This is a genomic window from Leisingera sp. ANG-M6, from assembly GCF_000813905.1.
Taxonomy (GTDB): Bacteria; Pseudomonadota; Alphaproteobacteria; order Rhodobacterales; family Rhodobacteraceae; genus Leisingera.
In genome coordinates this window covers 1-11,124 of the sequence record NZ_JWLG01000036.1, presented here as the reverse complement: position 1 = coordinate 11,124, position 11,124 = coordinate 1, and the positions used below count along the sequence as shown (strand labels likewise).

Below are 11,124 nucleotides of genomic sequence, written 5' to 3'. Positions count from 1 at the left end.
CCCCCAGGTTCTGCTGAAGCTGGAAAGCATGGGCCTGATCAAGGCCTGAGCCTGACGGCACAGCGAGACATGAGAGCGGCCCGCCAATTGGCGGGCCGCTTCCGTTTCCCGGCGCAGGAAACGGCCCGGAACACACGTGTTTACTGGGGCGGCGGCAGCGCCCGCAGGGAACCTTTCCGCCCGCCGGGGCGTTGTTCTTCCGTCCCCGCCCCCCCCGCTCCGCGCAGTCAGGAAGCCCCGCATGCCGCAACACCCCGCCCCGCCTGAGTCCCGCCGCGACGATCCGGCAGAAAATTCTGCCCGCGGTTTCGCTTGGGCGGTTCCGCTGATGCGCGCAGGCTACGCCGGGCGCGGTCTGGTCTACCTGCTGGTGGGCGGCGCTTCGCTGTGGTCGATCTGGCACGGCGGCAGCGCCGAAGGCACAGGCGAGGCGATGGGCCGCCTGCAGGGCGCGCTTGGCACCGCCATTCTGCTGCTGATTGCCCTTGGCATGGCCGCCTACGCCATCTGGCGCGCGGTGGACAGCATTTGGGATCTCGAAGACTACGGAAACAGCCCCAAGGGCTTGATCGCCCGCGCCGGGATGATCACTACCGGCCTGGTGCATCTGGGCCTCAGCGGGCTCGCCATCACGGTGCTTCTGGGACGCTCCGAAGGCCTCGGAAAGACAGAGCTGGTGAACCGCCTCCTCGCCTCCCCCGGCGGGCAGGCCGCCGCAGGCATCGCCGGGGCGCTCACCCTCGGCGCCGGCGGCTATTACTTGCACAAGGCCTGGAGCGAAGGCTACCGCGACCACATGCAGGGCAATCCGGCGACCCTGCATCTGAACCTGGTGCTTAAGGCTGGCATGGCCGCCCATGGCGTTGTCATTGCCATCATCGGGTTTCTGATGATGCAGGCAGCCGCCTATGCCTCCAGCCACGAAGCCGGCGGGATTGGCACCGCCTTCAACTGGCTGCAGGACAAGACCTACGGCCAGATCCTAGTGACCTTCCTGTGCATCGGCCTCCTGGGATTTTCCCTGGTTTGTTTCGTCAACGCCGCCTGGCGCATCGTGCCCAAGGCCGATGACCGCGGCCTCCAAACTCTGAAAGACATGCTGAACAGCTAGGGGCGGCCTGCCCGAAAGCGGCCTATCCCGCTTCCGGCAAATCCACCGTGCCGCGCATCAGCACAAAGCCCTCGCCCGCAACCCGCACGCCCTCAATCGCATCCGCCGGGCCAACCCGCGCCACCCGCGCCTGGCCGGGGCGACCCAGGCCGTGGCCCTGCTCGGCCACAAATTCGGCTTTCGCCATCAGCCCGTGACGCCACAGATAGGACGCCATCGCGCCGGTGGCCGAGCCGGTAAAGGGATCCTCCGGCGGGCTCGGCGGCGCCATCAGGAGGCGCGAGAAGGTGTCGCCCGCCGCCGTCGCCCCTTCCAGCGTGACCAGAAACGGCTCCATCATGTCGATGCCGTCAGCGCCCAGCGACTGGCCCAATGCGGCCAGCGCGTCCAGGTTCAGCTCCGCCGCCTCCAGCGCCGCACGGTCGCGCAGAACGGTGACACAGAACGGCAGCCCGGTAGAGACCTTCTGCGGCTGCCCCACGATGGCCTCCACCGGCAGCGACACCGCCGCCGCCACCAGTTCCGGATCGGCAAAGGGGCCGAACTCTGGCGCAACTTGCGTCATCTCTATCAGATCGCCATCGAGCCGCACCGGCACGATCCCGGCGCCGGTCTCCAGGGTGATGCTGTCCCCCTGAAACAGCCCCCGGTCGCGCATCGCCGCAACTGTCGCAATGGTCGGATGACCGGCAAAAGGGATCTCGCGGCTGGCCAGGAAATAGCGCACCTTAACGTCCGCTACCTCCGACGGACCGGTAAAGGTGCACTCCACCAATGAGGTCTCCCGCACGTAAGCGGTGCAGACCTCCACCGGCAGATGCGCGCCGCCATGTACCACCGCACAACCATTGCCGCCGAACGCCCGGTCCGAGAACGCATCCACCCAGTCGAAATTCAAAAGACTCATTGTTTCTTGTCCTTTCCGGCCTCTTTGCCGCGCCCTAACCCGAGCGGTGCCTGCAAGCGGCGCTCCACCTTTACTTCAAATGTCTCAACCGGCATTGCGAAGCTGCTGGCAAAGGCCTGCCGCCAGCCCATACCCTGCCCGAGCTTGTGCCAGTAATCAAATACCGCTGCCTTGCCGTGTTCCTCCGCCAGCAGCCGTACGGCAAAATGTGCCAGCGGGTAGTTGTCTGAATCGAAGGCCACCTCTGACAGGCGCATTTCCTGCAAACTGCGGGAGGATCCCTTTGCTTCCCGGCGCAGCTCCCCGAGAGACGCCCTGGGTTCATCCAGCATCTCGAAGGCAAACTCCTCCTGTACCATCTCTGCGGCGCCTTCGATCAGCCACAGGGGATGGGCCAGGGACCAATTCGCCTGGTTCGGTTTCAGCATGCCGAACTCGCCCGAGACTTCCGCCTGCCAAAGATGCATGTACTCATGCGCAATTACCGGGCCAAGCCAGCGGTACGATGCCTCCAGCCATTCCGCATCGTATTTTTCGACCTTCTCCCAGCAGATGATGAAAAGGCCGGGGAAGGCCCGTCCCGCATAGCCGCCATCAATGGAACAGGCCTCCTCTATAACTGCAGAAAAATCAATTGGCGGCAGCCCCAGGTCCTCCAGCATATAGCGGGTCTGCAGCATCAGGCTGCTGCGGTCTTCCCCCACAGCGATGCCAGGCCGCAACGCCATAGGCATCTTCAGGCTATTGTTGAAAAAGTTCCGCACCTTTCGGTAGTTCACCATCAATGCGGTGCGCGCCATGCCTTGCTGCGCATGAATGACCGGCCGCTGATCGTTCGGCATGTGCCGCGCCAGCTTCGGGCGCAAAGTGGCCAGTTCCCGGCACCAGTGCACGGCACTGCGCTGCGAAAGCCCCGGCAGGCGGCCCAGACGCCCGGGCAGCCGGTCCCCCTGGTTGCCGGTCATCTTGTTCCAGGCCTGCCAGTGCTGGTAGGTGACCCGGTTGTTCTCCGCTCCCGGATCAAACCCCAGTTCCGCCAGCTGCCCCTGAACACAGGCGACAAACGGGTCTGCCGCAGCCGGGACGGCCGCCAGGGCCAGCCCCGCCGCCAGCACAAGCCGCCGCAGCCTCCCGCCAGCTCTCAAGACTGCTTCCGCCGCATCTTGGAAATATAGGCCCGCGCGGTGCCGGGCCGCTTGCGCAGCTCCATTACCTGCGTCTCAAACTCGGCCAGAGCGACGCCAAAGGCGCCCTTGAAAGCCTGCTCCCAGTTCTGACCCGCGTTCAGGCGGCGCCAAAAGGTGAACAGCGCCTCCTCGCCGCTGATCCGGGTCAGGATATGCACCGCATAATGGGCGAAATCATAGTCGCCACTGGTGCTGACCGTCTTATGCGCCCGCATGCCGCGCAGGCTCTTTTTTGACTTCAATGACCATTCGTGCAGCTCCGCAAGCCCCGGCGCGCGCAGCCGCAGGGCTCTCTTGCCGAACCGTGCCGCAACCACTTCGGCGCTGCCTTCCACCAGCCAGGCCGGCCCCATGCGGGCGCGCAGCGAATTGCTGTGGAACCCTTCTGAGCGGGCGCCGCCCAGTTCCGCCTGCACCAGGTGCATGTATTCATGCGCCATCATCATGCCCAGCCACTTGCGCGACCGCTTGAGCCAGGCATTGTCGGCCTCATGCGGGTTGTCCCAGCAGATATACATGAACTTGAGATAGGCCGCGCCGGCAACACCAAAGGGCTTGTTGCAATGGGCGGCGATGGAGGCATCCGGGTTGAACCGCGCGCTCGACATATCGCGCAGCAGGCGGCGCACATAGGTTTGCACGTCCTTTGTATTGCCTGCCGCACCGATGCCGATATGCCCGGCCAGCACGATGCCGTATTCCCGGTCCATAAAACGCAGCACCTTGTCATAGGCCTGCCGGATACCCTTTTCCACGTTGGGCGTATCCGCCAGGATCCGCACCGGCGCCGCCGACGGCATATGCCGCTCCAGGCCGGTCTTCAGAGCCGGCAGCTCGCGGCACCAGTGGATCGCGGTCTTTTGGCTCAGCGGCGGCAGCGCGGCCAGCAGCGCGGTGCCCGCCTTTGCCTGGCGCAGTGCCTGCCAGGCGCCCTTGGTCTGCTGCGTCAGCCGCCCGTCCGGCTGGCCCGCGGCATAGCCCAGATCCGTCAGCTGCTGCTGCACGCATTTCACAAAGGGGTCAGCACCTGCAGGCGCAGCCAGGGTGGACAGCCCGAACGCCAGCCCCAGCGCCTGCACCAGCGGGCGGAAATTCCGGATCATTATTTGCCTCACTTGAAATATCAGCCGTTGAAAACAATTCAGGCCCCCAAAATGGGAGCCTGTCTCTCAGAAATGCAAGTGTTTTCCGGCGGATGCCGGGACGTCAGTGCACCGCAACCGGCGTCATGTCGTTCTGCCGGGCCAGCACAAAGGCCAGCTGCCGGTCGGCCACCAGCGCCAGCTGGCCGCCCTCGGCGTCGTGCACGGCATAGAGCAGCTCACGCCCGCCGGCATTCTCCTGCACGTCCTTGGGAAGATCTGCCACCGCAACCGCCTTCACATAGACGGTCCGGTCTCCGGCATCCTTGAAGTCAAACGGTGTATGCATTGCTCTTACCCCTTTCTGATACTGATTGTCTGAACCACGGTTTCAGGCCGCGCACGGGTCAGATCCACATGCAAAAGCCCGTTTTCCATGACCGCCTCGCCCACTTCGACGCCATCGGCCAGCACGAACATGCGCTGGAATTGGCGTGCCGCGATGCCGCGGTGCAGGAACACCCGCCCCTCGCTGTCGTCGCGCTGGCGGCCGCGGATCACCAGCTGGCGGTCCTCGACGGTGATCGCCAGGTCCTCTTCAGCGAAACCGGCCACGGCCAGGGTGATGCGGTAGGAATGGTCTGATGTCTGTTCGATATTATAGGGGGGATAGCCTTCGTTGCCCGATTTTGCCGAGCGTTCCAGGAGGCGTTCCAGCTGCTCGAACCCCAGCATATGCGGGTAAGAGCCCAAGGTTAGTTTCGACACGTTGTTCGTCCTTTATGCCAAAGCGACGTATGCGCGCGGCCCCGGTCCCGGCAGCCGCTTCCCCAAGAATATGGGAAGTTCTTTATGGATTCACAAGACCATGTGCCCATAGGTCTAGCGGAAAAGCCCTTAACGAAGTATCTTCACTCTCACTTCATTCATAAGCCCGATTGAGTCCCCCATGAATGCACCCACAGATGTGTCGATGAAGACGGACGAAGTCCTGAAGGTCGAGCTCGAGGTTTTCCGCAGGCAGCACCGTGATCTGGACGAGGCCATCGCCGCGCTGGAAGAGCGCGGCACTGCCGATCAGCTGACGATCCGGCGGCTGAAAAAGCAGAAGCTGGTCCTGAAGGACAAGATTGCCCTGATCGAAGACCGGCTGACCCCGGACATCATCGCCTGACCCCGCGCCGGTTGTCCGGCGCGTCTGCCCGTGCCTGAGCTGCACGGGGACAAGCTGCAGAACGCAGCGGTTTCACTTAGTTCAAACAGGGCCTCCCGCCCCTCTTCCGCGCAGGCAAGCTGCGACGGGAGGCGTTGGGCATGGCAGCGCGCCTGACGGCGCGCTGCGGCTGCGCTGTGCGGCAGGTGTCACAGATCCTTGCACAGCCGCAGCGCATCATAGACCGCCGCATGGATATTGCGCCCCGCCACCGCATCGCCTGCACGGGCCAGCCAGAATTTCCCAGCGGGGTTCACCTCCGCAAAGGGGCTGCAGCCAGCAATCATCTTCTGGTGATCGAGCTGCCCCAGATTGCGCGAGCCCGGCTTCAGTGCGTGGTATAATTCCTCAGCCGGGCTGACCCCGTGCTCCGAGACCACATGATCCGCCACCCTCTCCTGCATCTCTCCGGTCAGCACATGGCGCAAGGTGACACGCTTGCGGTTGCCCTCGGCGGCCACCGACACAGGCTCCAGCAGGCAGTCAAACACCACCCCCTGCCGCGCCAGGTCACGCAGGACCACGGCAGAGTTGGTCGGCCCCAGGTCATGCCCCGCCATCCGGTCCGGCGTTGCCAGCGTGACCGCGCAGCCCATTCGCGCCATCACATCGGCGCAAACCAGCGCCGCGTGATCGCCGACCTCGTCCAGCAGCAGAACCTCGCCAGCCACCCGCGCCTCGCCGGACAGCACTTCCCAGCTGGAAGTGACCAGATGCCCGCCCGGAATATCCAGCGGCTCCGGCCAGCCGCCGGTGGCCACAATCACTGCATCCGGGCTTTCCGCCAGCACATCCTCCGCTTCGGCATAAGTATTGAGGCGCACATCCACGCCCAGCCGCTCGACCTCCGAGATCAGCCAGTCCGCAACGCCCCAGATCTGCCGCCGGGTCATGCCCTTGGCCGCCAGTACAATCTGCCCGCCAAGCCGAGCGCTGGCCTCAAACAGCACCACCTCATGGCCGCGCTCTGCCGCCACCCGCGCGGCTTCCAGCCCCGCCGGGCCGCCGCCGGCCACCACCACCTTGCGCCGCACCTCCGCGGGTGCAATCACATGCGGCATCACCATCTCGCGCCCCGTCGCGGCGTTATGGCCGCAAACCGCGGGCTTGCCCTGATTGACCCGGTCGACGCAATAGCCCAGCGCCACGCAGGGCCGGATACGTTCTTCCTCGCCCTGGCGCAGCTTCTGCACCAGATAAGGGTCGGCCATATGCGCCCGGGTCATGCCGATCATGTCCGCCTGGCCTTCGCGGATGGCATGACGCGCAGTGGCAATATCGGCCACCCCGCCCGCATGAAACACCGGCAGATCCACCGCCGCGCGGATTGCGCCCGCCACGTTCAGATCCGGCGCCGCGGGCATCCCCATCGGCGCCACCCAGCCGGCAAGGCCAAGGTCATCATAGGGCGCCCCTGCCAGCACGTTCAGGAAGTCCACAGAACCGGTGGCGGCAATCTTCTGCGCTGCCTCAATACAGTCTGCCGCGCCGAGTCCGCCCTCGGTCAGCTCATCGCCGGTGACCCGCATGCCGAGGATCAGGTCCGGCCCCACCGCCTCACGCACCGCTTCCAGGACCTGCAATGTCAGCCGCAGCCGGTTGTCCAAGGAGCCGCCGTAGTCATCCTCCCGGCAGTTCACCAAGGGCGACAGGAACTGCCCCAAGAGATGCGAATGCATCAGCAGTTCAATTCCGTCAAACCCACCCGCCCGGCAGCGTTCAGCAGCGGCGGCGAAATCCTTGATAACGCGGGAGATATCCTCCATCTCCATCACCTTCGGAAACGCCCTGTGCGCCCGCTCCCGCCGCCCGGACGGCCCCAGCACCGGCAGCCAGTGGCCGTCGTCCCAGGCGGTGCGCCGGCCCATATGGGTGATCTGGCACATCACCGCCGCGCCATGCTTGCGCACCCCGTCCGTCAGCCGCTGGAACCACGGGATGATGCTGTCATCACCCGCATACAGCTGCCCGAACACAGACGGGCTGTCCGGCGCGATATTGGTCGAGCCGCCGATCATCGTCAGCGCAATGCCGCCCTTCGCCTTTTCCTCATGGTACAGCCGGTAGCGGTCCCGCGGATAGCCGCCCTCCTGGAACGAGGGCGCATGGGCCGTGCTCATGATCCGGTTGCGCAAAGTCAGGTGGCGCAGTTGCAGGGGCTGGAGGAGCGGGTCGGTCTGCTGGGTCATCAGGGAATTTTCCGGGCAAAATCTCCCCAGCACAAGAGCGGCCCTGCCAGCCCCCTGGCTTGCAGAAAACCGGCATCCGCCCGCCTCTGTTGCGACACCCTGTCCGCAGGCCGCAAAAACACCCTCTGACCGGATGGTCAAAGCCGGATTTTCCCTTTAGGAGCACTGCAATTTTGCCCGCACCCCAGCAACACCCCGGTCCGGGCCTGCGTAAACACCTGAGATAAGAGCGAGACCATGACCGCCACCAGCGACCCCGCCGACGCGCCCTCCGCCCCCGGAACCGATTACAAATTCACCCCGAAACAAGCCCTTGTCGGCGCCCAGATGCTGTTTGTCGCCTTCGGCGCGCTGGTGCTGGTGCCGCTGCTCACGGGCCTTGACCCCAGCGTCGCGCTGTTCACCGCAGGCCTTGGCACGCTGATCTTCCAGATCGTCACCCGCGGCCAGGTGCCGGTGTTCCTGGCGTCCTCCTTCGCCTTCATCGCGCCGATCATCTATGGCGTGCAGACCTGGGGCATGGCCGCCACCACCGGCGGCCTCGCCGCTGCGGGCCTCTTGTATGTGGCGCTCTCCTTCGCCATCCGCGCCTTTGGCGCCGGCTTCCTGCACCGGCTGCTGCCGCCTGTCGTGGTCGGCCCCGTGATCATGGTGATCGGCCTGTCGCTGGCGCCGGTGGCGGTCAACATGGCCACCGGCCTCGCAGGCGACACCCAGGTGATGCCGCGCAATACCGCACTGCTGCTTGCCGCCATCTCGCTGGGCGCTACCATGCTGACGGCGATCCTCGGCCGCGGCATCATGCGGGTGGTGCCGATCCTTGCAGGCGTCGCCGCGGGCTACATCGCGGCGCTGGTGCTGGGCGCTGTCACCGGCGAAACCCTGGTCAACACCGCCCCGCTGGCGGATGCCCCCTGGTTCAAAGTACCGGGCTTTGTCGCGCCGGAATTCAACCTCGCCGCCATCCTGTTCATCCTGCCGGTCGCCATTGCCCCCGCGATTGAGCACTTCGGCGACATCATGGCGATCTCCAGCGTGACCAAGCGCGACTACATGGAGAAACCCGGCATCCAGAACACCATGCTGGGCGACGGCCTCGCCACCGCCGCCGCGGGCCTGCTGGGCGGCCCGCCCAACACCACCTATTCCGAGGTGACCGGCGCCGTCACCCTGACCCGTGCCTTCAACCCGGCAATCATGACCTGGGCCGCGGTCTTTGCCATTGCGCTGTCCTTCGCGGGCAAGCTCTCCGGTGCGCTGTCGACCATCCCGATGCCGGTGATGGGCGGCATCATGATCCTTCTGTTCGGCATGGTCACCGTGGTTGGCTTGTCGGTGCTCGCGAAACTGGGCGAGGCGCTGTCGGAGGCCCGCAACATGGTGATCATCTCCACCGTGCTGATCATCGGCCTCGGCGGGCTGACACTGCAGTTCGGCGAAGGTTTCACCCTTGCGGGCATCGGCCTGTCGGGTGTTGCCGGCCTGCTCCTCAACCTGATCCTGCCGCAGCAGCGGGATTGATTCCACCGCCTGCGCAGCCCCGGCGGCTGCGCAGGCAACACCTTGTCATGGCAGGTTGCATGACTCTCAGGACACCACTGCCTTTCGGCTCATGAAGCCCGGCAGCACCTCTGCGATAGCCACAAATTCGGGCCGGAACTTATCCAGAAGCTTTTTCATCGCAGCGCTGATTTCCTCAGCATCATGCACATCCCGGATCTCCAGCGTGTTGTTCTTCAGGAATTTTGAGTATCTCTTGCCCTCTCCGGCAGCCCCTTTCTGGAACCGGATCCGGCTCAAACCTTCAGAAGCGGCCACACCCTCAATCTCTTCGATCAATGCCTTGCGCGCGGCATGGTCGGACAACGGCCCGACTTCCGCAAACAGCCGTAACTGACCCTTGCTTCCGTCATCGCCCGGCACCAGCGCCAGCCAGCTGGTCAACGGAAACCCCATCCACCAGTTTTCGCAGCCCGGCCAGCTGCCGCCCCGACCCAATGCGGCGACCCACTCCTGCGGCAGAAAGCTCACACCGTCGCGGTGCAGGGCCCCAAAGCAAAAGACGCCTTTGCCGATTTTCTTTTCTTCCAGCGGCCCCGGACTGTCTCCGAACTGCTCATGCGCCGCCATTGCGAACTCCGATGCCGCACCATGCTCAATGACAAAATCCAGCACCTTCTTGTGGCTGCGGTACAATTCCCGCGCCAGTTTCACCATTTCATCGCGTTCCTTGCTCATGCCGGTCGCTTCCTGCAAAATTTCTATGTAGTGGGTCAAAAACGTGCTGATCTCGGGCCGCAGAAGATAGGCCTCCTGCTCCAGAAAACGCGATAGGAAAGTGCAGATCTCGCCATAGCCAATCGGCACATAGTCGTGGTTGTCAAAGGCCTCATCGCGCAGCGTCAGGAACACGCCCTGGATCTGCAAGTCCTCCTGCGTTTTGTAGACACCGCGGACTTTCCTCATGTAATTCGCAAGCTGGTCCCCGTGCAATTTGCTGTCGAACTTGTTTTCAATGACAAAAGCCCAGCGGTTGCGCTCGCTCAGAATGAAAATATCGATGTTCAGCCATTCACAGCGCACTTCGGCATCGCGCATATCTGCCTGCGAAATCTCCAGCGCAGTCGGCCCTGCCGCCAGGCTGCTGCCGCGGTAGGCCTCCGCGAGAAAGACCTTCAGGAACCGGTCGCCCAGACCATGCGTTTCGCTTGGATCCAACAGCCAGGCAAGTATCGCAGAATGGCGGATTTCCATCCGTTCCATCTTCATGACCCGGATCGGGTTGAACCGGTTCAGATAGGCTTCGATCCGTTCCAGGTGCTCATTGTTCACGAACAGCGCTTCCAGCGCGCCATGCGATGGCATCTGGTCTTTGGTTTGCATTGGTCAAATTACCCTCAATTAAAATCGGTCTGCCCAGAGAAATGATCAATCGGAGCCAGGCACATTTGGCTCCCCTTACCTCTCCTCCGGCTTCAAATGCCGGATGCGCGCCACATGCGCCGCAATATCCTCGCGGCTGAACTTCGAGTGCCGCCGCTTCACTGACGCCGGATGGTTCCCCAGCCCCAGCTTCAGCGCCTCCCGCCAGGCCCGTTTGGGCCGGACCGGGCGCGGCGCAAAGCCGCCGCCGCAGGTCGGGCAAACATTGTGCAGCACGCGCGCCACGCATTCCGCACAATAGGTGCACTCATAGCTGCAGATCCGCGCATCCGCAGCCTCCGGTGGCAGATCCTTGTCGCACAGCTCGCAATTGGGGCGCAGTTCCAGCATTTTGCTCTCCTCATTCAGCCGCCCCCGTGCCCCGCTTGCCGGTGGCCCGCAAGCCCCGCCACAGCCACACGCGCCGCGCCTGGGCGCGGCGCCACGCCCAACCGCGGGGGCGGTGCAGCTTGCCTGCATTCCCGCGCGGGCGGGAGCCGCCCCCTCCAATCC

11 protein-coding genes are annotated in these 11,124 nt (G+C 64.3%); 3 read left to right on the top strand and 8 right to left on the bottom strand.

Translation table 11 applies throughout. The features are described from left to right. Positions 1–241: 241 nt before the first annotated feature. The gene (locus RA24_RS21285) at positions 242–1,111 is read left to right on the top strand and encodes a DUF1206 domain-containing protein (RefSeq protein WP_019298571.1); all 870 of its coding nucleotides are present in this window, start codon (positions 242–244) and stop codon (positions 1,109–1,111) included. 22 nt (positions 1,112–1,133) lie between these two features. On the opposite strand, the gene RA24_RS21280 is transcribed toward RA24_RS21285, so the two are convergent. From RA24_RS21280 to RA24_RS21260, 5 genes are all read right to left on the bottom strand, one after another. Continuing rightward, entirely contained in the window at positions 1,134–2,018 is an 885-nt protein-coding gene (locus tag RA24_RS21280) for a PhzF family phenazine biosynthesis protein (protein ID WP_039194256.1), read from the bottom strand. Then, a complete protein-coding gene (locus tag RA24_RS21275) occupies positions 2,015–3,163 on the bottom strand; it encodes a hypothetical protein (protein WP_152612874.1) in 1,149 nt (382 codons plus the stop codon). The genes RA24_RS21280 and RA24_RS21275 overlap by 4 nt, the downstream gene beginning before the upstream one ends. Further along, positions 3,160–4,308: a peptidoglycan-binding domain-containing protein gene (locus tag RA24_RS21270; protein WP_039194251.1), complete on the bottom strand. Its 1,149-nt coding sequence runs from the start codon at positions 4,306–4,308 to the stop codon at positions 3,160–3,162. The genes RA24_RS21275 and RA24_RS21270 overlap by 4 nt, the downstream gene beginning before the upstream one ends. Before the next feature lie 103 nt (positions 4,309–4,411). Next, positions 4,412–4,636 (bottom strand): DUF1150 family protein, encoded by a 225-nt coding sequence (locus RA24_RS21265; RefSeq protein ID WP_039150398.1) that lies wholly within the window; start codon positions 4,634–4,636, stop codon positions 4,412–4,414. 5 nt (positions 4,637–4,641) lie between these two features. Next, positions 4,642–5,055 carry an Hsp20 family protein gene (locus RA24_RS21260; RefSeq protein ID WP_019298576.1) on the bottom strand — a complete coding sequence of 138 codons (414 nt, stop codon included), beginning with the start codon at positions 5,053–5,055 and terminating at the stop codon, positions 4,642–4,644. Between the two features lie 181 nt (positions 5,056–5,236). On the opposite strand from RA24_RS21260, the gene RA24_RS21255 reads away from it, so the two are divergent. Continuing rightward, positions 5,237–5,461: a YdcH family protein gene (locus RA24_RS21255; protein ID WP_019298577.1), complete on the top strand. Its 225-nt coding sequence runs from the start codon at positions 5,237–5,239 to the stop codon at positions 5,459–5,461. Between the two features lie 188 nt (positions 5,462–5,649). Here RA24_RS21255 and RA24_RS21250 read toward each other — a convergent pair whose 3' ends face one another. Further along, positions 5,650–7,689, bottom strand: coding sequence for an NADH:flavin oxidoreductase (locus tag RA24_RS21250; protein ID WP_039194247.1), 2,040 nt, complete (start codon positions 7,687–7,689; stop codon positions 5,650–5,652). A gap of 237 nt (positions 7,690–7,926) precedes the next feature. Between RA24_RS21250 and RA24_RS21245 the strand changes: the two genes are divergently transcribed. Beyond that, positions 7,927–9,210 (top strand): uracil-xanthine permease family protein, encoded by a 1,284-nt coding sequence (locus RA24_RS21245; RefSeq protein ID WP_019298579.1) that lies wholly within the window; start codon positions 7,927–7,929, stop codon positions 9,208–9,210. 66 nt (positions 9,211–9,276) lie between these two features. Here the strand turns inward: RA24_RS21245 and RA24_RS21860 are convergent, their stop codons facing one another. Together RA24_RS21860 and RA24_RS21235 are read right to left on the bottom strand one after the other, a co-directional pair. Beyond that, entirely contained in the window at positions 9,277–10,572 is a 1,296-nt protein-coding gene (locus tag RA24_RS21860; protein ID WP_052269647.1) for a PDDEXK-like family protein, read from the bottom strand. Positions 10,573–10,647: 75 nt separating this feature from the next. After that, the gene (locus tag RA24_RS21235) at positions 10,648–10,962 is read right to left on the bottom strand and encodes a DUF1272 domain-containing protein (RefSeq protein WP_039194244.1); all 315 of its coding nucleotides are present in this window, start codon (positions 10,960–10,962) and stop codon (positions 10,648–10,650) included. Positions 10,963–11,124: the final 162 nt, after the last annotated feature.